This window comes from Myxococcus sp. CA023 (genome assembly GCF_010998615.1).
Lineage (GTDB): Bacteria > Myxococcota > Myxococcia > Myxococcales > Myxococcaceae > Myxococcus.
The window spans coordinates 21483-43827 of the sequence record NZ_JAAEAH010000012.1 but is presented as its reverse complement, the minus strand read 5'-3'; the positions used below and the strand labels follow the sequence as shown (position 1 = coordinate 43827).

At 66.7% G+C, this 22345-nt stretch carries 18 protein-coding genes and 1 pseudogene; 9 read left to right on the top strand and 10 right to left on the bottom strand.

Annotated elements, in window-relative coordinates; all coding sequences use genetic code 11:
* Positions 1 to 163: 163 nt before the first annotated feature.
* Positions 164 to 793, bottom strand: a complete 630-nt coding sequence (locus F8M74_RS07480) for a response regulator transcription factor (protein WP_228559349.1) — start codon at positions 791 to 793, stop codon at positions 164 to 166.
* A 143-nt stretch (positions 794 to 936) separates the two neighbouring features.
* On the opposite strand from F8M74_RS07480, the gene F8M74_RS07475 reads away from it, so the two are divergent.
* Positions 937 to 3132: an ATP-binding protein gene (locus F8M74_RS07475; protein ID WP_141252939.1), complete on the top strand. Its 2196-nt coding sequence runs from the start codon at positions 937 to 939 to the stop codon at positions 3130 to 3132.
* Between the two features lie 130 nt (positions 3133 to 3262).
* On the opposite strand, the gene F8M74_RS07470 is transcribed toward F8M74_RS07475, so the two are convergent.
* From F8M74_RS07470 to F8M74_RS07460, 3 genes are all read right to left on the bottom strand, one after another.
* Positions 3263 to 3886 carry a hypothetical protein gene (locus F8M74_RS07470; protein WP_141279457.1) on the bottom strand — a complete coding sequence of 208 codons (624 nt, stop codon included), beginning with the start codon at positions 3884 to 3886 and terminating at the stop codon, positions 3263 to 3265.
* 81 nt (positions 3887 to 3967) lie between these two features.
* Positions 3968 to 4126: a hypothetical protein gene (locus F8M74_RS37745; protein WP_228559347.1), complete on the bottom strand. Its 159-nt coding sequence runs from the start codon at positions 4124 to 4126 to the stop codon at positions 3968 to 3970.
* 134 nt (positions 4127 to 4260) lie between these two features.
* The gene (locus F8M74_RS07460) at positions 4261 to 6708 is read right to left on the bottom strand and encodes an Ig-like domain-containing protein (RefSeq protein WP_228559345.1); all 2448 of its coding nucleotides are present in this window, start codon (positions 6706 to 6708) and stop codon (positions 4261 to 4263) included.
* A gap of 1542 nt (positions 6709 to 8250) precedes the next feature.
* On the opposite strand from F8M74_RS07460, the gene F8M74_RS07455 reads away from it, so the two are divergent.
* From F8M74_RS07455 to F8M74_RS07445, 3 genes are all read left to right on the top strand, one after another.
* A complete protein-coding gene (locus tag F8M74_RS07455; protein ID WP_141252936.1) occupies positions 8251 to 9819 on the top strand; it encodes a prenyltransferase/squalene oxidase repeat-containing protein in 1569 nt (522 codons plus the stop codon).
* Positions 9816 to 10430: a histidine phosphatase family protein gene (locus tag F8M74_RS07450; protein WP_141252935.1), complete on the top strand. Its 615-nt coding sequence runs from the start codon at positions 9816 to 9818 to the stop codon at positions 10428 to 10430. Before F8M74_RS07455 ends, F8M74_RS07450 begins: the two co-directional genes overlap by 4 nt.
* 658 nt (positions 10431 to 11088) lie before the next feature.
* Positions 11089 to 11685, top strand: coding sequence for a hypothetical protein (locus tag F8M74_RS07445; protein ID WP_141341402.1), 597 nt, complete (start codon positions 11089 to 11091; stop codon positions 11683 to 11685).
* A gap of 233 nt (positions 11686 to 11918) precedes the next feature.
* Here F8M74_RS07445 and F8M74_RS07440 read toward each other — a convergent pair whose 3' ends face one another.
* The 4 genes and pseudogenes from F8M74_RS07440 to F8M74_RS07425 form a co-directional block, all read right to left on the bottom strand.
* Entirely contained in the window at positions 11919 to 12458 is a 540-nt protein-coding gene (locus tag F8M74_RS07440) for a transposase (protein WP_141252933.1), read from the bottom strand.
* Positions 12459 to 12606: 148 nt separating this feature from the next.
* On the bottom strand, positions 12607 to 13959 hold the full coding sequence (locus F8M74_RS07435; RefSeq protein ID WP_171410119.1) for a hypothetical protein: 1353 nt from the start codon (positions 13957 to 13959) through the stop codon (positions 12607 to 12609).
* Positions 13960 to 14007: 48 nt separating this feature from the next.
* Positions 14008 to 14217: pseudogene (locus F8M74_RS07430) on the bottom strand (hypothetical protein); the annotation flags it as partial.
* Positions 14218 to 14222: 5 nt separating this feature from the next.
* Positions 14223 to 14918: a pirin family protein gene (locus F8M74_RS07425; RefSeq protein WP_228559341.1), complete on the bottom strand. Its 696-nt coding sequence runs from the start codon at positions 14916 to 14918 to the stop codon at positions 14223 to 14225.
* 266 nt (positions 14919 to 15184) lie between these two features.
* Between F8M74_RS07425 and F8M74_RS07420 the strand changes: the two genes are divergently transcribed.
* The gene (locus tag F8M74_RS07420; protein WP_228559339.1) at positions 15185 to 16009 is read left to right on the top strand and encodes a LysR family transcriptional regulator; all 825 of its coding nucleotides are present in this window, start codon (positions 15185 to 15187) and stop codon (positions 16007 to 16009) included.
* A 115-nt stretch (positions 16010 to 16124) separates the two neighbouring features.
* Here F8M74_RS07420 and F8M74_RS07415 read toward each other — a convergent pair whose 3' ends face one another.
* A complete protein-coding gene (locus tag F8M74_RS07415; protein WP_141341399.1) occupies positions 16125 to 16493 on the bottom strand; it encodes a hypothetical protein in 369 nt (122 codons plus the stop codon).
* A 95-nt stretch (positions 16494 to 16588) separates the two neighbouring features.
* On the opposite strand from F8M74_RS07415, the gene F8M74_RS07410 reads away from it, so the two are divergent.
* Positions 16589 to 17065 (top strand): hypothetical protein, encoded by a 477-nt coding sequence (locus F8M74_RS07410; protein ID WP_141252929.1) that lies wholly within the window; start codon positions 16589 to 16591, stop codon positions 17063 to 17065.
* 101 nt (positions 17066 to 17166) lie between these two features.
* Positions 17167 to 17538 (top strand): hypothetical protein, encoded by a 372-nt coding sequence (locus F8M74_RS07405; RefSeq protein WP_141252928.1) that lies wholly within the window; start codon positions 17167 to 17169, stop codon positions 17536 to 17538.
* Positions 17539 to 18394: 856 nt separating this feature from the next.
* On the opposite strand, the gene F8M74_RS07400 is transcribed toward F8M74_RS07405, so the two are convergent.
* Positions 18395 to 19426: an oxygenase MpaB family protein gene (locus F8M74_RS07400; protein WP_141252927.1), complete on the bottom strand. Its 1032-nt coding sequence runs from the start codon at positions 19424 to 19426 to the stop codon at positions 18395 to 18397.
* A 1129-nt stretch (positions 19427 to 20555) separates the two neighbouring features.
* Between F8M74_RS07400 and F8M74_RS07395 the strand changes: the two genes are divergently transcribed.
* Together F8M74_RS07395 and F8M74_RS07390 are read left to right on the top strand one after the other, a co-directional pair.
* Positions 20556 to 21230 (top strand): DUF6058 family natural product biosynthesis protein, encoded by a 675-nt coding sequence (locus tag F8M74_RS07395; RefSeq protein WP_141341396.1) that lies wholly within the window; start codon positions 20556 to 20558, stop codon positions 21228 to 21230.
* Positions 21224 to 21946 (top strand): helix-turn-helix transcriptional regulator, encoded by a 723-nt coding sequence (locus tag F8M74_RS07390; protein WP_141252924.1) that lies wholly within the window; start codon positions 21224 to 21226, stop codon positions 21944 to 21946. The genes F8M74_RS07395 and F8M74_RS07390 overlap by 7 nt, the downstream gene beginning before the upstream one ends.
* Positions 21947 to 22345: the final 399 nt, after the last annotated feature.

The window sequence follows — 22345 nt, the reverse complement described above, 5'->3', positions numbered from 1 at the left end:
GACATCGAAGAACACCCTGCCATCACATCGGGCATGTCCACGGAAGCGGGTGACGCTCACATGTGGGCTCACCCTAGTGATGGACAATCCTTCCACCATTGAGATCTTTGTTGAATTGACAGAGGAATGGGAGTGTGTCTGGACCACCCCACCTGCCTCGACTTCAGGGCTGGGAGTCCAGCCGCTCCAACAGTCGGACCAGCTCTGCGAGTGAGTTCACCGCCAGCTTCTCCATGACGCGCGAGCGCTGCAGGCGCACCGTCTGCTCGGCCGTGCCCAGCTCAGCTGCGATCTGTTTGTTGAGAAGCCCCAAGGTCACCATCCGACACACCTGCCACTCCCGAGGGGTGAGCGTGGAGAAGCGGGAGCGCAGTGCCTGATGCTCCTGTTCGACAATGCTTGCCGCCCGGTCCTGGGCCAGCGCCCGCTCCACGGCTGCCAGCAACTCCTCGGTGCTGAAGGGCTTGGAGAGAAAGTCCACCGCTCCGGCCTTCATTGCCTTCACCGCCGCCGGCACATCCCCATGTCCGCTGATGAAGACGAAGGGGTGCAGCCAGCCTGTCCGGCGCAACTCCTCCTGCAACTCCAGGCCGTTGAGCTCCGGCATGCGGAGGTCCATCACCACGCACCCCGGGCGCGGTCCGGGGCCCCTCTCTAGCAACCGCCTCGGGTGGGAGAATTCCTCCACCGCGTATCCTTCCACCTGGAACATGCGCGTGAGGCTGCGCAGTACGGACGGGTCGTCATCCATCACGAACACCGTGCTCCGTGTGAGTGGTGGAGACAGCTTCACGGCGAAACCCCCTAGGCGCCTGTCGCCTCTTCTTGGCGAAGCGCTCCCAGATTACTCGTTCGGACTCCGAGAACGCACTCTGGGAATTTCTACCTGGGGTCGTCGCCGCGCATGCAGGCCTGGACTACATTCCTGGAGACTGAATGCGCCCCCTGGCCTTGCTGCTGTTGTGGCTGATGACGCTCCCCGCCGAAGCCTCCACTCGCGCGAAGACGGTGCTGCTCTTTGTGCCGGAGGATGCCACGATGCCGGCCATCGCGGACCTTACTCAGGGCTTCCGGCGAGCGATGACGAGCCAGGACGGCGAGCAGCGCATCATCAACATCGAATCCCTGGACATGGGCTGGTTCGGGGGCCCGGAGTACGAGCGGGCGCTGCACGACTTCTACCTCGTCAAGTACCGTGAGCAGCGACCTGATGTCATCGTCGTCTACGCAGACGCAACTCCCTTCGTGCTCAGACTGCAGCATGAGCTGTGGCCACGGGTGCCGCTCTTCTCCGTCTACAACGATGCCTTCCTGGTGGACACGCTGCCCCAGAGCCCCTACGTCAAAGGGAACTGGGCAGACCTGGACGTGCCTGGCACCGTTCGGACGGCCCTGCGGCTGCTGCCGGATACGCGCCATGTCGCCCTCGTCCTCGGCTCCAGCCAGCGGGAGGTGGACGCCTGGGATTACGTGGAGCAGGAAGTGCGCGCCGCTGCGCCAGGTCGTGAATTTATCGGCCTCAAAGGACTGACGTTGGAGAAATTGCGGCAGCGAGCGCGCGCGCTCCCCGCGGATACCGTCATCATCGTGGTGGCCTTCATGCAGGACACGACGGGGCAGAGCTTCATCACCCGCGACGTGACGAGCCTACTGCGCGCCGATGGGAGCCCACCCCTCTTCAGTGTCCACGGGACGATGCTGGGGAGTGGCATCGTCGGAGGGGTGCTGATGGATTACGAGATGCTGGGCCGGGACATGGCGCGGCGAACCCTCCAGGTGCTCCATGGCGAGCCCCTTGCTTCCCTGCCGTCCGGGGCCCTGGAGTCCAACCAAACCGTCTTCGACGGCCGCGAGCTGGTGCGATTGCACATTCCTACCAGCCGGTTGCCGCCCGGCAGCGTAGTGCGTTTTCATGAGCCCGGCCTCTGGGCACGCTATCGCTGGCAGGTGTCAGTCATTCTGTGCGCGGGCCTGTTGCAGGCGGCGCTCATTGTCGTGCTGCTACTGGAGCGACGACGGCGTCTGGGGGCACAGCGGTTGAACTTGGTGGTGCTGGACTCATTGCCGGGCTCCGTGGCCATCCTCGACCGGAGCGGGATGGTGCTGCGCGCCAACCCGCCCCCGAGCCTGCTTGAGGGCCTGAGTGGCCAGTCTGGCGGGATGGCTTGGGCGCCGGGAACCTCCTGGCTAGAGCCCTTCCGGGAGGTGGTGCGCACGGGCCATTGCGAACTGGAGGCGGTGGTGGCGCTTGTCCAGGACGTGCTCGCCGGGTACTCACAGGAAGGCGTGGTGGAGTTTGGCGGACTGACGCCGGGTGCCTGGTTCGAACTGCGCGCCCGAAGGCTCGAGCGATCCGAGGGCGGGGCTGTTGTCTCCGTGGTGGACGTCACCCCGCGAAAGCGCGCTGAACTGGAGGTGCGCCAGGCCCGGGATGAGCGAGCTCACTTGGAGCGCGTGGCCGCCGTAGGAGAACTGGGCGTCTCCATCGCCCACGAACTCAATCAGCCCCTGGCTGCAATCCGCACCAACGCAGAGACGGCCCAACGACTCCTGGAGCGCACGCCCATGGATACGGCCCTGCTGCGCGAGGTGCTCCAGGACATCATCTCCGACGACCAGCGGGCCGGCGAGGTCATCCGACACATGCGAACGCTGCTCAAAAAGGGCGAGTCGCAGCATGCCCCCCATGATTTCAACGCATTGGTGCGTGGGATGGCGCACTTGGTGGACATGGACGCTCAGCTCCGCGGGGCTACGCTCACGCTTGAGCTGGCCGACGCACCCCTCCTCGTATGGGGAGACAACGTGCAGCTTCAGCAGGTCGTTCTCAATCTGCTCGTCAACGCCCTGGATGCGGTGAGCCCGTGTGCCCCCGGGGAGCGGCAAGTGTGGGTGCGCACCAGGGCAGAGGTCGGTCGGGTGGAGCTGGTGGTGGAGGACACGGGGGTGGGGCTGAGTGAGGAAGCCTTGGACCACCTCTTCCAGCCATTCTTCACCACCAAACAGGAAGGGCTGGGCATGGGCTTGTCTATCAGCCGCTCAATCCTCGAGGTGCACCAAGGTCGGCTCCAGGCCGAGTGCCGCCGCGCAGGTCGCGGCGCCCTCTTTCGTTGCTCCCTGCCATCTGCCTGATACTAATTACTCATATCCTCGACGGCTTCCGAAGAAGAGTGGGTGGTCTGCTCCCCAGTTTTCGGACCAGTTGAAGAGTGAGGGAGGCCATGCGCATGAAGCGGCATGTAGGAGCGGAGTCTCCGCCGGGTCAAAGGCCTGCAGGCATCAAACCGTGCTGCGCCACGACCTCGCGAATTAGGGCCTCATCCTTCAAGACGATGCGGTAGAGCGCCCGGTAATGGTCGTTCGCCCAGAAGTCGAACACGCTCCTCGCTGTTTCCTTCCCGGCGGTGTTCTGTAGGGCGGCGTACTCCAGGTAATTGACGAGAAGGTGGAGATAGGACGACTCCACGTCCACTGCTCCCTCGGGGAATCCTGTCGGTAGGGTCGGATACAGCCCGTGCAGGGCCGCCATCGCGCGCTCGGTTTTCGTTCTGTTCGCGTCGAGGAACCAGTGCATTTGCTCATGTATAAAGGTCGAGAGCAGGTGCATGTCGTTGTCGAGATGCCGCGTGTGGAGCGTCAGCACGGGATGGCTGTGAGGAATGGACCTCTCATTGACTCGGACCGTGTTCGTATAAATCCACGGGTCGACCTCGAACTTCTCCAGTAGACGGCGGAGTTGCTCGCGTGTCTTCTGCTCAGGCACTGAGTCGTTTGCCAGGGTGATTTCAAGTGGAGGGGAAGCCGTGCGCCTTTCAGAAGGCGCAACAGGGGGCGAAGTCTGACAGGCAAGGGTGAGGCCCACTGACAGCATCAGAATCACGCGCATGAGTGCGCTCTAGCACACGCCTTCATGGAGCATAGTGGTAGCCGCGCACATGAGTGCCTGACCGCAGAGGCTTGCGTGGATTCAGGATGAGTCGGGTGCGGAGGCGGAGGACGGGCGCCAGCGGTGCGGCAGCAGTTCGTCCAAACGGGCCGCGGGGTGGGTCCCACGCCGCATCAGCCGCTCCTGGATGTCCACGACGAGCAGCGCGGCCTGGTCCTGCTTGAGGCGGAACGTGGGCATGGGGCTTCTCCTTGAGAGGCCCCATGGAGACGCGAACGCCGCGCGCCCGTCGAGCACGGGACGCGCGGCGCGCCGCACGGGTGGACGTTCCGGCCCGGGCGAGCGTCATCCTCCCGCCCTGGGCCGCGCCGCGCTCAGGGCGCCACGTATACGCGCGCTACCACCTCGGTCGTGTTGCCCGCGGCGTCCGTGGCCTGGACGTGGACGAGCGACCAGTCGCGATGCACCAGGTTCACCGTGTGCCGCAGCACGTTGCTGCCCGCGGGCACGTCCTCCATCACGATCCCCTGGGTCACCACCGTGGCGGGGCTGGCGTCCTGCTGCTGGATGACCATCGAGACGACCGGGTCGGGGTTGGTCTCCTGCTCGGTGGGCGACAGGATGACGAGCACCGGCGGCGTGAAGTCCGCGGACACCGTCTGCTCGCGCCACGTCGCGTGCCCCAGCGCGTCCACGACGGTCAGCCGGACCGCGTGCGTCCCCTCCGTGAGGTGAAGCTGGGTGGAGACGTAGCCGCCGCCCGCGTCGGGCATGACGGGGACGGGCGCGCCGCCATCCACGGTGAAGTACGCGGAGACGATGCCCGTGCTGCTGCGGCCCGCGGTGGCCCAGCCGCACGCCTTGATCGAGGTCCCGTTCGTGTAGCGGGGCAGGCCGCACATCGTGAGCTCCGACGCCCAGCCGAGCACCACCTGAGCGCTGTCCGTGGCGGTCGCGGTGCCGTCATTGGCGGTCAGCGACACGGTGACGGTGCCGGCCCCGTCACACTGGATGCTCGAGACCGGGGCTGACGGCGACCCGAAGGTGCAGTGCACGCCCGGGGGCGCCACATAGCTCCAGGCATAGGTGAGCGGGTCACCATCCGGGTCCGAGGCCGAGCCCCGCAGCGTCAACTGCTGGGAGGCCATGCCCTCCAGGTCGGGCCCGGCGTCCACGATGGGCGGGGCGTTGGGCTTCGTCCAGGTCACCAGCACCTGGTCGGTCACCGAGCCGATGCTCGCGGTCACCGCATCCTCGCCGGGTGTGGTGCCCTCAAAGCAGAACTCGGCCTGCCCGTCGGCGGTGGTGTTCACGGAGGCCAAGGCGGAGTTCACTCCGGACGAAGCGAAGTCCACTCGCACGCCCGCGAGCGGCCGGTCCGCGGCGTCCCGGACCGTGGCCGTCACGCAGTAGAGGTCCCCCACGACGGCGACGCCCTCTCTGGGCGACAGCGTGAGCTTGCTCACCTCTGCCACGGGCGCCAGGGCCATTCCTCCCGGGTAGCCATAGGAGTCGTAGGCATCGAACCCATAGAGCATGACGCCGAAGGGCTGCGGCGCGGACAGGCGGTGCGCCCCCAGCGCGACGGGGAGCTGGGCCCCGGAGAAGCCGCTGGTCCCGATGGCCTGGAACTGGCTCGCCGGGATGAGCGCCCCGTCCAGCATCACCTCGGCCACGACGTCGTTGGGGACCACGATGTTGGCGAAGTTGCTGCGGAACCCCGAGCTCGGAGTGGTGACGGTGTACTGGGCGGCGAACTGCTCGAAGGGCGGCACCAACATCATGAACGGGTCGGACGGGATGCCATCGAAGCCCGAGCCATTGGAGTACTGCGTCACGAGGATGGGCTCGTTGGCGGTGATGCTCGCCGAGCCCTGGATGTTCGTCTGGAACACCTGGCCGCGCTGGAGCTGCGCCACCACCGCGCCGTTGAGACTCACCTGCGTGCCATCCCTGGCGGCCGCGAAGCGGAAGGTGTCCCCGCCGAGGCGTGTGGCCAGCGGCACGGTCACGAAGCGCCGCCCCCACGTCGAGGTCGGGGGGAGCTGCTCCACCAGGTAGTCACAGGCGATCGTGGTGCCATCCGGGATGTTGGCGCACTGATGCCCGCCGAAGACCGCCACCGGGCGCGTGGCATGAACGAGGGTTCCGGAGACGTCCGAGGGCGCGGCCCCCGTGCTGCGAAGCTGGTACGTCTGCCCCTTGTTCAGCGCCACGTGGAAGGGCACTCCCGCGGCGTGGTTGCCCACCACACTCGCTGGGGTGATGGTCACCTCCGTCGCGTCCTCCGTGGCCACGACGGAGAACTGCGAGCCGTTGACGACGTTGACGTTCGGATAGGCCTGCACCACGTAATCCGTGCCCAGGCTCGCGGTGGGCAGGCCCAGGAACGCATCCGTCGTTTGCAGGAGCCGGTTGAGCCCATACACGGAGATGTCCGCGCCCGCGGTGACGTGGATGCCCTTGGGCTCCACGCCATCCACGGCCACCTGTGCCACCGAGGAGGGCAGCGCCACCGCCGTCACCTGCCCCGGCGTCACCGAGAAGTCGAAGGACAGCCCCTGCCCCGGAACGCGAACCTGCCCCGTCGTCGTCGTGTCACCGGCGATGAACAACGTGAGTACCGCAGTGGCCTGGTAGTTCCCCGGGAAGGCCAGCCAGAACTCGCGGCCCCGACTGGTCGCCTTGCTCAGTCCGTGCACGCGCGCATCGTCCTTGCTCGCGAGCCCTTCTGGAGCCCAGTCCTGAGAGGACTCCTCCACACACCCCATCATCAAACTGCTGACCGCAGCCGCCAGGGCCAGACCGGCCTTCATCCGCATGAGCACGCAACCCCCTCTGTTTTCCTTGGTTGAACGACTGTTCACTTCTGTTTAGGTGTGCCGAAATGAATACAAAACAGACAAAACGCCCGGGCGCTCCCTGGGACACGCGGTCTGGGAGGCCAGGGGAAAGTCGTCAGCGCGACATCTCGATCGGCGGAACGGCGCAGCACCCGCGGATCTCCCCCCAAGGGGCCATGGCGCCCAGCTCGGCCTGGCGCTCACCTCCGCCGCCTGCCAGCGGCCCCGGGAGCTCGCGCGGGACAGCAGAGGTGGATGTGTCCGAACCTCAATGTTGCGTAGTGCCCTGGGTGCTTCCGACTCCGCCTCGCCGGCCCAGGCAGAACGATGACTGCGCGCCTCACTCCCTCGCATTGACGCACTGCCGAACGCAGCCTTGGCGCGCGCATGACGCAGCGACCGAAATTTGGGTAGGTACAGGGAGGGTCCACAGCTCCAAGTGGACGGCTTTCTGGAGACGCTCGAGGAGGGCTGCGTCGGTCCAGGTTTTGTTTTGCACAGGGAACTCTGAGGTTGATGCGAGGTGCCGTGGATGGATGCGCCGGCGACGAGAGCAATGTTCGCGCCAGGGCTTGCGGAAGAACGGCTCCAGTCATTTCAACTCCTTGCGGTGATGCCAGTCTCCGGGTGCCAGGGGAATCCCGTGTCACTGACACGTCAGTGACGGAGGCTGACGTGTCCGCCAACTTTGCGCTGGGCGTGGTGAGAAGCCTGCGGGCGGCCAGGCCGTGCTCGCCCGCCGCGCTCAAAACCAGGCGGAAGTGCTCGTCCCTCTGGTCTGCTCCCCAATTTTCGGACCCGTTGAAGCGTGAGAGAGAGTCCTCGCGGCCGGGACGCCTACGTCGAAGTGACGGAGGCGGACGGCACTCTCCGCGCCACCATCCTCGGAGTGGATGAGGAGGTGCCGCGCACGACGGGGCCTACGCTCCAGGCACTGGAAGAGCGCTTTGGCAGCACATCCGCCCGGGTCGCACGCGCAGCCCAGCAGCGTGACGCTGCTGACGCGCTCGCGGACTGCGTCTACGTCGCCCTGCAGCACGTGGTCCTCACGGTGGAGGGGCTGGAGGCGCCGTCGGCTGGGTACAGAGCCACCTGCGTGCGGAGACGGAAAGCCGCTACTGGCTCGACGGAAAGGCACGTGCGCTCCCGGAGATCGGCGTGCTGGGTGAGGCCTTCCGCGCGGCACGTACACCATTCGCGCCGGTTGCTTCGGTGGCCACGTCCTGCAGCGGCACGGTCGCGTACAGCGACTGAGTCCGTCCGCCGTCGCGTTGCCGGGCCGCCGCCTCGAAAGGGGGCGGTGGTCTTCGGCTTCCGGGCTGCTCCAGCGTCCCATGCCGGGGCATCGCCAATCTGCCCGTGCATGAGGTGTGCGCCTTCGCGGAGTTCTGTCTCCAGGCCTTCGAGCGATTGCGCGGAGGAGCAGGGAACGAGGTCTCACGCATGCCGGGACTCCCTCCGATGCGTGGCCCGAGCGCACCTTGACTTGTCAGAAGCGCTCGGGCACTGCCCCTCCATTCGATGCGCACTCTTCTCTTCGTCCGGCGCGACACCGCACCCCCGCAGTCCCACCATGAAGCCCTGTCACGGGGCACCCGTTTCCTTCATGCCGCGCTGACCTCCTCCGGCTCCGGCGAGGGCGCGTACTTCCGCTCCCAGGTGCGCAGCCGGCTGCTGGAAACGGCGCTCACGCTGCACCTGCTGCGGCGCGAGGGGCGTGAGCCGGAGTGGCAGGCGCGCCTGCGCGACCATCTGCTGCGCCATCGCGAAGACGCTGACGCCTTCGTGGGACTCCTGGCGGCTCAGGCGGTGGGGCACGCGCCGGGAACGCACGCGTTCGCCGCCCTGGAGCGGATCCTCCAGGACCTGGAGTACACCCACGGCCGCAAGCGGCGGCTGCTGTTGCTGCTCCTCATGGAACTGGACCTGGTGCCGTTCGATGCGACCCCCCTCACGCCCGACGCGGCGGAGCCCACGCTCCACCTGTTCAATCGCATCTATGCCGCGGCCACCCGGCTGCTCATCGCGAGGCGGCAGGGCGAACGAATCGACACCCGGCCCGAAGCCACGTTCCTCCGAGAGACCCAGGGCGCCCGGGGTGGCTGGGAGCAGCAGGTGTTGACGACCCTGGTGGTGTTGATGGCCATCGGTCGCGACCTGCCCGACGTCTTCGAGCGGGGCCTGGGATTCCTCGCACGCCATGAGCGCGAGGACGGGGGGATGCCTTTCTGCGACAACATGAACCTGTGGACGAGCGCGCTCGCGGGACTCGCCCTGTGCGAGGTTGCGCCCGATGACCTCTCCGCGCTGCATCCCGTGGGGGAATACGTCGTCGCCCAACAGAAGAGGCACGTGGAGGGCTGGAGCTTCACCGAAGCGATGCTCCAGACAGACGTGGACACGAGCACGCAATGCGCGCAGCTGCTCCTCCAACTCGATGCGCGGCGCTACCGGGAGGCCATCGCCGGGGCCCAGCGCTACCTGCTGGGCATGCAGCGCGAGGACGGGGGCTACCCGACCTATACGCGCGAGGACAGCTCCGAGGTGACGATGACGGCCAACGCCGTCCTCGTGCAGGCGCTGGGGCTGGGCCAGGACGCGTCCCTGCGGGAGCCGCTCGAAAGGGGGCTGTGCTTCCTCATGGCCCGGCAGCACCCGGATGGCTCCTTCGAGCGCAGCTGGAGCCTGTGCGAGACCTACAGCCTCTTCCGTGTCCTGTGGGCCCTGTCGGCCTGTGAGGACGCGGGTGTCCGGCACCCGGACCTGGGAACCCTCCGGGAGCGGGCCGTGCGCTTCCTGGCCTCACGTCAGCGCGGGGATGGGTCCTGGGGTCAGACGGCTGGCGAGCCCGGTGACGTGCTCAGCACGGCCTATGCGCTCGCGTCCCTGTCGCTGCTGGGAGGCTCCGACCGCATGGACTCCGCGGTGGACTACCTGTTGTCCCAGCAGGACGCGCGAGGCGCCTTCCCCAGCCGGCCGGATGTCGTGGGTCCACGCCCGCTGGTGTTCGATGAGCCGCTCCTCGGAACCGTCTTCGCCGTGATGGCGTTGGGCATGGCCCTGCGCGGCGCTTCGGGAGGGACGTCATGAGCCGGGGAGAGCTCATCCTCGTGCGCCATGGTCAGTCCTCCAGCAATGCCATGAACCGCGCGACCGGAGAAGCCGATGCCGCGCTCACGCCGCTGGGACAGCGTCAGGCGGAGGCCGCCGCCCAGGCCATCGCCGTCCGCCCCGTGGCCGCACTCTACACCAGCGACCTGCGGCGGGCCGTGGAGAGCGCCTGTGCCCTCGAGCAACGGACGGGGCTGACGGCGGTGCGGACGGATGCGCTGCGTGAGCGCTCCCTGGGACAGCTTTCGGAGCTGCCCTTTCCGGAGCTGGCGGCGCGCCATCCGGAGGACTGGGCTGCCATCGAGTCCGCGAACCTGGAGGCCCGTCCGCCCGGGGGCGAGTCGCTGCGGGACTGCTCGCGACGGTTGCTCCCCTTCCTGACGCAACTGTTGACACGGCACGAGGGAGAGCGCGTCGTCCTGGTGTCCCATCGCATGCTGCTCGACCACGTCCTTCGCCTCGTGCTGGGCGTGGAGGAGACGCAGCCGCGCTGCACCTTCGACACCGACAACGGTGGCATCCATCGCTTGCAGCACTGGGATGGCTGCGTGCGCTTGCTCGAACTCAACGGCACGAGCCATCTGCGCTGAATCACGCGCTTCAGCGCCGACGTGATAGAGAGAATGGCCTGGAACCTCATGGGCTCCGGGCTCTCGTCTCATCAGGTCTCACGCGGAAAGCGTGCATCAGCGTCTCCCTGTGCCAGGGAAGTTGTCGCCTCGTCTGGGGCGCCTCGCTCACTCACATTGACGCACTGCTGAATGTGGCCTGGACGCACCCATGACGCAGCGGCCGGATTTTGGGTAGGCACAGCCACCACCCCACCTCGCACGGAGCCGGCTGGCAGGCGACTGGCGATCAGCTTGCCGAAATGAGGGGAATGCTCAGGCCCAAGGCTTCACTCGCTCTTCCGTATTTTGTGGTTCCAATGGGCATGTAGGTGGTTCTGGATTGAGCAGTGTGCCCTGCTGACAAGTGAAGATATGTCGTTTGCTTGTGTGAGGGATGAGGGGCGTGCTGTGAATTGATTTCACCTTGCGCGGAGAGGTCATTTCTTCCGCGACCGCCTTGTGAAGACGTTCTGTGCAGCCTTGATTTGCAGATCAGGCTCTGTCTGAAGCTCCACGTCGGATGCGACCGGATTGGAACCTCGTCCCGCGATACAGGCCAGAGAAGGAGTCCGTTTGTTCCGGCGCCGCTAGTGCGCCTGTCTGTCATCCATATCCCAGCCCCCAAAGGAATTAGTCGATGGTACATTTTCCCAGAAGCACCATTCAACTCTGTGTGACGCTTCTCATCGCCTGCGGAAGCGCACCCGCTCCAGATGATTCGATCGACACAGTCGTGGCTCATGAGTCTGCCATAAATAAGTCGGAACGCCTCTACTGTGGTCTCATTGTCCACCGGGTGATGATTGCTGGGAGTCCACCCGTCTACTCCATCATGGTTGAGGCGGTGAATTGTGGCGACCCCCGCAAGTACATTGAGATAGGTAGATCCATCGGCCATGATCCCGTGCTCGCTTTGGTAGAAAGTGAGCTGGGTGTCGTCGCGACCTACACCCAAAAGCAAAGCATCAGTGGCAGTTCACCCATTACCCTCGGACTGGTCCACGTCGAACCGACGTCGCTGACAATCGTCAGACGAACAAATCTGGCTGTGCCCTTTGGCGCAGGCAACGTCTACTCGGGCACGCCGCTGGTGGACGAAGATGGGACAACCCTCTTGGTCTCGGGCACCAAGAGCGGTGTTTTCCAGGGAGAGGTGGGCAACAGCAATAACTATGCCGCCATCTATGCGGATTTCTTCACGAGTACAAAGGCGCCTACCATCTACACGTATTGAGCGGCAGCCCTCGTCAAGAACAGCGACTGAGCTTCTCTGCGAGCCAGAGGGGGCGCGTCAGCCAGCCCTCTCTGTATTCGAGCAATACAACCCTGGGGTTTCTCCAGTCGCAGTGAGGGAAGCCGCGCACCCGCACGCCGCTCCCGTGTCAAGGCGCCTCGAGTTCCGCGCGGGCCTTCTCGATGGCCACCACGCCTCCAGAAGCTCCTTCTTCTCCTTCGCAGCCCCCTGTGTCAGGGAAGATGTCGCCTCGGCTGACGTGCCGAGCTGACCATCCGAAGGGGGCGAGTGCAGGCGGTTGCGGTGCCGTACACAGACGCATTCAAGACGCAGATGGATGAGACATCCTCGGGTACGCCCGCCTTGCGCATCCGCTCCGGAGTGGATGTCCATTCCGCCGGCAAGTACAGCCGCATCCCGATGCAGCCGCTGCTCTTCTCTCCCGCCAGATGCAGACTGACGGCCACGTGGCAGTTGTCCGTCCGGCCCAACGTGCCCGAATACTGCCGCGCGACGCCTGCCGAATGCTTGCCCTTCTTGGGGACGCCCGTGTCGTCCAGCACCAGCGCCTCGATGTCCGGCAGCTCCGCCTCCAGCTTCAGTGCCAGTCGGCGCATGACCTCCTCGTCCGCCCACGCGCTGCCGCTGACGCACTGCTGGAGGCGCTGGCGCATAGCCTCTTGCTCGCCAGCATCCTCCACCAGTCGCCCCGCCATCGGGGCAATGCTCTTGCGCTCGCCTTCGAGCAGCAGGCCCTTGACGTACCAGTTCATTGCCCGTCGCCGCTCCACGCGGCCCAGGCCTGAAACATCGACTCAAGGAAGCTCTCCAGCGCTCCCTCCAGCCGCTTCAGTTGCCTCGGCGTCATGCATGGGGAACAGTCCTCTCCCCCTCACGCATTCTTGAAGTGACCAAGTCGTATTAGGGTTGAGGCGCCGGTGAGCGAGCCTCGGGAGCCTGGAGAACCAGGTCTCCTGGTCGGGGCCCCTTGTTGGCGCGCCAGCCGGGGGCCAGCTCCAACACCCAGCCCTCGCCTTCCCAGCGTGCATCTCGGGGGCCCGACGGGGGGGCGTTCACCGTGGCCGTCTTCCAGTCCGAGGAGAGGAGCACGTCGGAGGTCGTAGTGAGCGAGCCCCACGCATCGACGATGCGGGCGCCGGGATACACCGTGCCGTGCTCGGCGAGCGGGATGAGCTCACCGGGGTTGAATTGGATACGCATGCGCACCAGGGGGAGGTGTAGCACGGGGCCCTCCACCAACTTGTTGCGCAGCGCCTCGGCCCGGGCCTGGGCGAGGCGGGCCCGCTCGCGTTCGGTCTCTCGCAGAGCGGCGCCTCCGTAGCGCGCTTCGCGCTCGGGTGAGGGCTCGGGCGTGCCCAGCCGCAGTGCGTCCTGGAGCAGCGTTCCCAGGTCCGCCCCAGCGAGCGCTCGGGTACGCCACCCCTGGGCGCGGGGGCCCGCCTCGTCCAGCAGGAGGCCATAGGCGGGTCCTGATGCATATGCGAAGGAGCGCACGAAGGAGCTTCGCTTGACGGCATCGTCGAGGTTCTCCAGCGCCAGGGCCCGCCTGCCACGTGCGTCGGCCACCGCCAGCGCCACACCCGTGTATTCGGCGAGGCCTTCGTGCTCCTCGAGGAGCCCTTCCGCGACCGCCGCTTCAGGGAAGCGCGTTCGGCGCTCGCGACGGAACACGAGTGCGTCCTCGACGGCGCGGGTGCGGACCGAGGGGGTCGTCGCGCGCAGGGCGGCCGCGAGGGCACGCCACTCGAGTTGCAGCAGCGTGCGGCCCTCGATGCCATCGAGGTGGGCATTGTCCTTCTCCCGCCCTGGGTGGCCCAAGGTGGTGCGGAGCCGATGAAAGGCCTCGTGGGCAAGCAGGGCACGGCGACGCGCGGGGGCATCGGGCAACGGACCTTGGAGCTGGACCCAGGTGGTTCCCGCCCAAGTCAGCGCCGTGTTGGCGATGGTGAGTTCCGAGGGGAACACTCCCACCCAGGGCCCTGTTTCCGATCCGCTCGGCCAGGTGCTCGCGACGAAGACGCGCGTGACGGGATGGACGACGAGGAGAGGGGCACACAGCGACTGTCCCCACAGTCGCCGTCCCGCGGCGTCACACGTTCGTTGGAATTCCGCGAACGTCGAGGTGAGTGCCCCTACCTCCAGAACGTCGGGCACTGTCTTCACCTCGGGTTCGGCCGCGGCCGAACCGAAGCTGGAGAAGCAAATCGCCGCCACAGCCACCTGCGCGAGCCTCACCCGTCGAAGGAATCTCATCGAGCCATTGTATCGCGCCGGATTGTTGAGACACCAGGTTGGTTGTATTCAGGCTGCCTGCTTCGACTGCATCAGCTCCCGCCGGGCCTGACTCGGCGAGAGGAAGTGGTGGCGCTCCAACAGCCAGTGCTCGTTGTCGCGCTGTGCCCACTCCAGCAGAGCCCGCCGCAGTTCCTCCACGGTGGAGAAGGTGCGCACCCAGAGCAGTTGCTCCTTGAGGGTGCGAATGAAGTGCTCGGCACAGCCGTTGCCCTCGGGTCGGTTCACGCAACGTCCAGCCAGAGCGCGGCACCTGCACGGTCTGACGAGACGCTTACCGCGCCCGGGCCAACCTCCAGGCCTTCCCCGATCGCGAGTTCGAGGGTAGGCTCACTTCCAACCGCAGCGATCCGCAGTCGTGACGTCATCGCGAGCAGATAGCCTTGGCGCGCCCGGTCGACGATAAGAGTCTCCTCGCTCCCCGGAACGAGATCCACCCACCACAATCGCGCATCGGCTCGGAGCGGCATCTCGGGATCACCCGCCAGCAACTGGCGACCTTGGCCCGCGAGCTCGCGAGTGAAGTACGCGGGCGCCCCGCCGAACGTGTTCGGCTGAAACCAAATCTGCAGCATTCGCGTCGGCTGGTCGGTGTCGTTGCCTTCGGCGTGGACGATTCCGCTGCGTGCAGAGATCAACTGAGCGGACCTTGGTCCGAGGGTCACGCCGTGCGCCTGGTCACCGTGATGCGACAATGAACCGTCGACTACGACGCTGAGAATATCCATCTCGCGATGTGGGTGGATTGGGAAGCGCGAGTGCGGCGCGAACGTCGCGTCAGCGAGCACGAGAACGGGTCCCATGCGTCGCCCTTCTCCTGCCCTTGGGCCCACCGTCGCGACGAAGTGATCTCGAAGCGAGAGCCACGTCAGCGTGGTGGTGGGAAGGGATTCGATGGTGCGATGAACGAGGTGGGGCATCGATTGTCTCCTAGGCCGAAAGCATCCGGACAGCGCGAGGGCGCTGCCCCCGATCAGGACGGTGCGCTTGGACAACGTCACGCCTTGATTCCGAAGGGGGCGTCGATCACGTAGCACCATCCCTCGTCTGCCCCGCGCCGCATGACGTCCGACTTCATCGTCGTTCTCCTGGGTCCGTCGTCGAATGACGGTACCCACGATGAATAGTTGGTCTCGGCGCGATTGATGACTCCGCGTCTTTGCACATATCGTGTGCGTTCATGCACATGTCGTGGGACGAGATCCAGACCATCGAGGCACTGGTACGAACGGGCAGCGTCGAGGCAGCCGGGCGCGAGCTCTTGCTGCGGCACTCGTCGGTGTCCCGCCGCATCGCGGGACTCGAAGCGCGGTACGGGGCGGTGCTGTTCGTGCGCGGCTCGCGGCTTGTGCCGACCCCGCTGGCGGCGGAAATCGCGCTCCGCGCCGGAACGATGCGAACCCAAGCAACCGAGGTGGCGGGTCTATTGACCGCGGAGCAGCGGGGACGGCAGCAGCGAGTGGTGATTACGACGAGCGACGTCCTGGCTCCGCTCTTGTTTCTGGCGCTGTCCACCATCTCACCGACGCAATCCGTGGAAGTCCTGGTGAGCGACCAGGAGATGGCTCTGGTGCCGGGACGCGTCGACCTCGCGCTTCGTCCGAAGCACGAACCGGGTGGCGCGCTCCGTGGACGTCGGCTTGGACGGTTGCGGATCGGGGTCTATCGAAGGTCCAGCGGGACGGCGAACTGGATACTTCCGAGCTCGGCCCTCCGCGCCAAGACCTCGATGCAGTGGTGGCGCTTTGTTCCGAAGGATGCACCCGAAGCCGTTCTGTGTGACTCGCTGCTCGGGATTCGAGATGCCTGCTGTGCCGGACTCGGACTCGCGGCATTTCCGAGCTTTCTCGCTCATGGAGACCCTCGGCTCCGATTGGAGAGAGAGCTCGAAGGAGGACCTCCGCTCTGGCTCCTCGCGCCGGCTGCTCGCGAGGCGGCAAGGGGCCTCAAGGGGACGCAGGACGCCCTCTTCCGGGCCCTGCGCGCGACCGAAGGGGCCTTCGCGAAGTAGGGTCAGCAGGCCACCGCACGTCGGTACCAACGCTCGGCGAAGATGAAGTCCCGCATTCGGCATGGCCTCCATCCTTCCATCGGCCGGACGGCGTGGCCCGTGCTCGGTGATGGGCTCAGGCGCTGCGCAGCTTTCGTCCTGACGGGTTGCCGTCGTTCGCGGGCGCAATGGACTGGAACGTCGCTCCCGGCTTGCACCCCTTGGGGACCAGGGACTTCGGAAGGATGAGCACGTAGCGGACCTCGCCGGGGACCGTGCCCCTGCGCAGGGTCCGCTCGGGCTCTTGCGCGACGCTCCCCGGGGCGATGCTCTCCGCCAGGTCGAACCCGCGCGTGCGACAGAACCGGAGGTGATCCACGTTGACGTGGCGATGCAGGGCCTGGGCGCCCGGCGCGTCGAGCAGGAGTTGGAGCCCGTGCAGGGGAGCGGTCACCCGATGGGTGGAGTGGTACGCCGCACCCAGGCGGGTGGCGTGAAGCCTCACGGCCCACCACTGGCGTCGCCGCCTGGGAGCAGTTCGACGCAGGCGAGTGGAGCATCTTCCTCTCCGAGTTCGACGGGACCTCCTGGCTCGAACCCGTGCGCGTCGCGCGCAATGTGGCCAAGCCCCGGGCGGCGCGAAGTGCCCAGAGGAGTGTCGTCGCCTACCAGCAGGTGGGCGCCACCGGGAAGGTGGACATGTACGTCGTGAGCCACGAGGCTGGCACGCTGGGCACGCCCACTCTGGTGGAGCGCATGACGGCGACCAATCCCGACCTGGCCCTCGTCCACGGGGCTGGTGGATTCCTGCTCGCCTGGGGAGATTGGGAGATTCGCTCCAGTCTGAGCATGGACGGGCTGACCTGGGCTGCCCCGGTGAATGCCATTCCCCGGGTGTTCGACGAGCGGTGGCAGGGCACGCGGCTGGACGCAGTGGGGGCCTGGTTCGTGGTGACGGCCCGCAGGAGCATCGTCATGGAGGCGCGCATCCACACCGGAGGGGCCTGGGCACAGAACACCCAGGAGTTCAATGACCCCCGGACCTTCATTTCGTCAGTGATGGGACGTCCCTGCTGATAACGAAGGGGTATGCCAACGAGATCCGGTGGATTGTCTCGGATGGCGCGGGATGGCGCCAGGCCCACACGATGACCCCGGGGCTGGGGGGCTACGCCCTCGTGGCAAACTCTCCCCAGGGCCTGCGCCTGCATACGGGCAAGGCGTGGTGGAGGTGGGGGGGCTCGGACTGGGTGCAGGTCGCCGCGAGCAGCCGTCCTGACTGGGCCAACACGGGGGCGATGCGGTGCGACGCGAAGGGCTGTGGCGCGGTGTCGGCAGTGCTGTCTTCATCAGCCGACTCCACCCGTGAACTGGTCCTCTCCTACGCTGCGGGCACGGGCGCGTTCCTCACCGGCACTTCACCCGGTGCGGCGCCTGCATCCGTCCTCGATGTCGTGAGCTGGGACTACGAGGCGGAGACCTATCGGGCCACGTGGCGGCAGACCGTGGAGCCCCAGGTCTACGCGCTCCACGCCAGCACCCGCCTGTGACGTCTCGTGCGGCACGGTGACGCGGGCGCCGGAGTCAGCACCAGGAGGTCCGTGTTCATCCTGGAGAAGATGCGCGCGGCCATTTCCATGCCGATGCCCTCCACCGCGGTCGGTGCTGGAATGCGCGGGTGAAAGCCTCCCTGCGAGAGCAGGGAGAAGGCCAGGTTGGGTCGTGTCCTGGGGCCGCCGCTCGGCTCAGTGGGCTGCATGGGGGGCATTGCCCCTCACGGGACGTGGGCGTCGACGATTTCGACGTTGCGGAAGTCCTCGCAGGGCTTCTTGAGGCCTATCAGGTACGTCATCGAGCGCAGCTCCAGCGCAAGCGGCCACCGCGCTCGCGCTCAGAGGCCGAAGCCTCACCGAAGTTGCGCACGCCGCGGGCTTCTACGATTCGGCCCATTTCTCCCGTGTGCCTGCCCAAAATCCGGTCGCTGCGTAAATTCCGACCTCTATCAATCAGGCGATAGGGCCCGGCGGCTCGTCGCGCGCCTCGCTCACTCGCATTGACGCAATGCCTGAAGTGGCCTTGGTGCGCCCATGACGCAGCGACTGAGCTTTAGGTAGGCACAGGTGCCTCGGGGATTCCGACCCGCGTCGCCGCTACGGGAACTCGCTGGCCCCGTGCTCACCGCGTTCACTCGCCTTGATCCGCTCATGACGCAGCGACCGGACTTCGGGAGGCACAGGGGGGCGGTCCGTTCTCCTCGTCCCATGTCCGGGCAACACCGGACGGCCCCGACCTATTTGTAGACACGACCTGGGCGTTGTTTGCCTCAAGGGACTTCCCCCCGTCCAGAATGTCGTAGGCTCGGGCGAAGTTGACCGCCTTGGCGCTGCGGATCGCCCAAATCGTTTCTCAATCCTTGTCCGCTGGGGCCTTCGCCGCGACCGGCCGGATGCTGAACGGCACGTCGACGTAGGAGTCGATGGTGTTCAGCGCCCGGGCCATGATCGTCGGCCGCTCTCCTCGAGCCATGGCCAGCCGCATCTGGGCCTGATGCCAGGCCGTGACGTAGCGGAGCTTTGGCGGGGTGAGGTGGATTCCCCGACGCATCGAGCCCTTCAGGAGCTTCCACGTGAGCCGCTGTCCCAGCCCCCAAGGCAGCCTGTACGCCTCGCGCCAGCGCTCCGGCAGGAGACCGGCGGTGAGCACCTCATCGAACTGTCCCCGGGTGAACGGCGAATTGAAGAGCATGTCCGCCAGCTCAAGCGCCGTGTCTCCCACGCCCAGCCGCTCCCCCGCCAGCTCTCCGTTGTACCACTCGTAGAAGGACTCGAGCGTGGGCGGCACCTGCTCCGGCAGGAGCCCGAAGTACGCCGCGGCGCGCAGCGTCTCCTGATAGTAGCGGCGCTTCTCCTCGATGCTGAGCGGCCGCACGAATGTGTCGAAGATCAGCATGGCGGTGTCGATGAGGGTGGCGTGCACCCAACGCAGCAGCGAAGGTTCGTTCGCGCGATAGGGGCCGGAGCCCTGCGGGCCGACGCCGTCCGGAACCGCGCCGTAGACGCGGCTGTGCACGCTGTGGATCCGCTTCGCGGCGCCCGTCGCTTCCGAGAGGCCACCAAACTTGAGCTGGTACATCGCCGTATAGGTGCGTCGCGCACGGCCGAGCAGGTCATTCCGGAAGTTGCTGTTCTGGGAGATACCGTAGGCCACTGCCGGATGGGCGAGTTGCAGCAGGATGGCGCGCAGTCCGCCGAGGAGGATCACCGGCTCGCGATAGAGCACCCAGGTCACGCTGTCGGGGCCGTAAACGCCCTCGACCTCACCTGCCGCGTGTTCTCGCATGTAGTCGAGACACTTGCGGAAACGCTCGCGGTCCTGGTTGATCTGCTGCTCCACTTCCGGAGGGGGCGGCCACCGCCTCGGGTTCGTCTGTGTATTCATGAATTTATCCCCATCATGCTTGTCACAGCAATCGCTTCTCTAGCAGGTCGGCCCCTATCACGTCCGCGCCCGCGCGCTATCTCCCCGGCGACACCGGAGTATAGCCATTGGGCCTCCAGCGCGCGCGAGTGCAACCCGAAGCCGTGGCCCTCCATGCGCGGAGTGGAGCCGTGAGCGAAGAGCATGGGGCGTGCCAGCGCCTCATTCCGCGACTCCAAGGGGGGCGCACGTGCATTGGTGCATCGCGCCAGGTGCTTGACGCGTCAGCGGGGGGGCTTGACGCGTCAGTGGCCACGTCCATTTGTGACACCTTGTACCGTGTACCGCACCGGATTGATGAGACACCATGTTGGTGGTATTCAGGCCGCCTGCCGCGACAGCATCAGCTCTGGTCAGGCCTGACTTGACGAGAAGAATCCATGACGCTCCATCAACCAGTGCTCGTTGTAGCGATGGCCGACTCCGGCAGGCACCTCCGGAGCTCCTCCACAGTGGAGAAGGTGCGCACCCAGAGCAGTTGCTCTTTGGTGATACGGGTTCGGCGCTCGGCGTAGCCGCTGCCCTCCGGACTGCGAATGGAGGATGGCCTGGAGACGGCTCCCAGGAAGCGCAGTGCGTCCTGGAGGCCCTCGGAAGTGAACCGTCTGCCGCGGTGGTAGCGGAGGCCAACCCCGTGGCTACGCCTCGCCCGTACGCCCCGAAGCAGGTCTTGATGCCCTGACGAAGGGGCTTGGGGGCTTCGAAGCGATTTCCCACGCTGGCCGCGTGGATACGGACGCATTCGGAGGTCGCGTGGTCGACGGCGATGAAGACGATGGTTTGGCCCTCCAACATCGTCATGGTGCAGGCCGCGCCAGTGTTCCACATGACGTCCGGAGCCTCGGTGGTACTGGTGCCCTACTGATGGCGTGGGCCCAGCACTCATCGGGCGTGGACTGGTTGCTGCCGAGTGCTCGTCTCGCGCATCTCTCGTCCAGATAGAACGACGACCGCGCGCGCCTCGCTCGCTCGCATTGACGCACTGCCTGTCGCAGCCTTGACGCACCCAGGACGCAACGACCGGATTGGGGGAGGCACAGCTCCAGAAGCCCATGGGACCTCCTGGACTCCTCCTCGCGGTGACACTTCGATGCGGACCGAAGCGAGCGCGTGCTACCACTGGCCCGTGGACCCAAACACTTCGGGCGCCGGGACGCTGACCCCGGCGGACGTGCGTTACATCACCGAGCACTTTGTCCCGCTCAACACGGTGGCAGCGGGCCGGCCGGAAGCCCCGGACGAGCTCCAGGCCCTCATCGACTCAGGACACCTGCCCCAACCCACGTACACGCTCGCCGATGGCACGGGCATGTACCCGCGCGACCTGTTGGGCCTCCTGGACGCGGCCGTGAGCCCGGACGCGGTGCGCGCCCATTTCGACGGGCGCCTGCTGCGCATGGCGGTTCGCTTCGGGACGGCCCTCACCCAGGAACGGCTCGACGCCGAGTGGCGCGGATACCTGAAGGGCCATTACGGCGCGTGCCTGCGCGTCGTCACTCCGGAGCACATCTTCTGCAAGGAGTGGCTGGTTCGCCGACTGACAAAGGCCCTCGCCGCTCCCGCTCCGGAAGAAGAGGCATGGTGCGCGCGGTTGCGCACCGACGTGGAGGCATTGGACGCCCTGGAGCGCGAGTTCGCGCCGTGGGACCGGATCCGTTTCGGTGGTCCGGTGTCACGCGACCGGCTCATCGCCGCCCCCCGGCTGCGCTACCCACACCTCTTCGCTCGTGCGGGGACGCCTTCGGGAGCCAGCCCGGCGTGTTGACGGATCCGGACATCGCATCGGTCGCGACGGCGGTGGGCGAGCCGTCGCGGGCCGCCATGCTGGTGGCGTTGCTTGAGGGCCCTCCGCTCGCGGCGCGGGAGCTGGCGCGACGCGCGGGCGTGTCCGCGCAGACCGCAAGCAGCCATCTGGCGCGGCTGGTGGAAGCGCGCCTCCTGACGTCCCGGGCGCAGGGCCGGCAACGGCTGTTCCAACTCGCGGGGCCGGAGGTCGTCACGTTGCTGGAGGCCCTCGCGGTGCTGGCGCCACGGACACCCGCCCACCTCGTGACGGACGGGCGCGGGGCCACGGCGCTTCGCGAGGCGCGGACCTGCTACGACCACCTCGCGGGCCGGCTCGGGATCCGCGTGACGGACTTCCTCCTTGAGCGCGCGTTCCTCCAGCGCCATGGGGACGCGTTCCAGGTGACGCGGACCGGGGACACGTGGCTGCGCGACTTCGGCATCTCAATGGAGGTACTGCGCGCTGGCCGCCGGCCCCTCACGCGCGCCTGCCTGGACTGGAGCGAGCGCCGCCCCCACCTCGCGGGCGCACTGGGCGCGGCGCTGACCGAACGATTCTTCGAACGCGGGTGGCTCACGCGGTTGCGCGGCACGCGCGCGGTGCGGCTCTCAGAGCGAGGGCGGGCCGCGCTGAGTGGCGAATGGGGAATGGCCATGGATGGGAGCAACCCGGTTTCGTGGACACCCGCGCTGTGATGGAAGGAGCACGGGATGTCCGCGACTGACGAGCAGCCGAGGCAGCCCCGCCAGTCGTGCCGTGAGTTCTCGTGTGAGCTGGCGGGGCCCGGGGGGCGGGCTGTCAACTGGGAGAAATTGAAGGTTGCTGATGGCAAGGGGCTCAAGGATGGATTTGGCCCGGGCGGACAGCAGGGGCTCACAGGAGCCTTCGTAAGCAGGGAAGGGCGCCTTCGGCAGCGCCCCTGGGCTGATTCGCAGCTTGATGGGGGCTGCCACGAACACAGGGCGCTGTTGCCACGAAACTCCCCTGAGTCGCTTCTCGGGTGGCGGCCCTTCGTGGACATGGCAATCTGCTGGGGCCGTTCGGGGTACAGGGTGGATTATGCGTCAATTCACCCATATTCCAGCGCACCCCGC

Excerpts from the sequence above, each read along its gene's own strand:
- F8M74_RS07400 (WP_141252927.1), bottom strand. The coding sequence starts at position 19,426 with ATGAATACACAGACGAACCCGAGGCGGTGGCCGCCCCCTCCGGAAGTG.
- F8M74_RS37745 (WP_228559347.1), bottom strand. The coding sequence starts at position 4,126 with ATGCCCACGTTCCGCCTCAAGCAGGACCAGGCCGCGCTGCTCGTCGTG.
- F8M74_RS07460 (WP_228559345.1), bottom strand. The coding sequence starts at position 6,708 with ATGCGGATGAAGGCCGGTCTGGCCCTGGCGGCTGCGGTCAGCAGTTTG.
- F8M74_RS07445 (WP_141341402.1), top strand. The coding sequence starts at position 11,089 with ATGGTACATTTTCCCAGAAGCACCATTCAACTCTGTGTGACGCTTCTC.
- F8M74_RS07440 (WP_141252933.1), bottom strand. The coding sequence starts at position 12,458 with ATGAACTGGTACGTCAAGGGCCTGCTGCTCGAAGGCGAGCGCAAGAGC.
- F8M74_RS07395 (WP_141341396.1), top strand. The coding sequence starts at position 20,556 with ATGCGGACCGAAGCGAGCGCGTGCTACCACTGGCCCGTGGACCCAAAC.
- F8M74_RS07455 (WP_141252936.1), top strand. The coding sequence starts at position 8,251 with ATGCGCACTCTTCTCTTCGTCCGGCGCGACACCGCACCCCCGCAGTCC.
- F8M74_RS07435 (WP_171410119.1), bottom strand. The coding sequence starts at position 13,959 with ATGAGATTCCTTCGACGGGTGAGGCTCGCGCAGGTGGCTGTGGCGGCG.
- F8M74_RS07475 (WP_141252939.1), top strand. The coding sequence starts at position 937 with ATGCGCCCCCTGGCCTTGCTGCTGTTGTGGCTGATGACGCTCCCCGCC.
- F8M74_RS07470 (WP_141279457.1), bottom strand. The coding sequence starts at position 3,886 with ATGCGCGTGATTCTGATGCTGTCAGTGGGCCTCACCCTTGCCTGTCAG.
- F8M74_RS07425 (WP_228559341.1), bottom strand. The coding sequence starts at position 14,918 with ATGCCCCACCTCGTTCATCGCACCATCGAATCCCTTCCCACCACCACG.
- F8M74_RS07420 (WP_228559339.1), top strand. The coding sequence starts at position 15,185 with ATGTCGTGGGACGAGATCCAGACCATCGAGGCACTGGTACGAACGGGC.
- F8M74_RS07450 (WP_141252935.1), top strand. The coding sequence starts at position 9,816 with ATGAGCCGGGGAGAGCTCATCCTCGTGCGCCATGGTCAGTCCTCCAGC.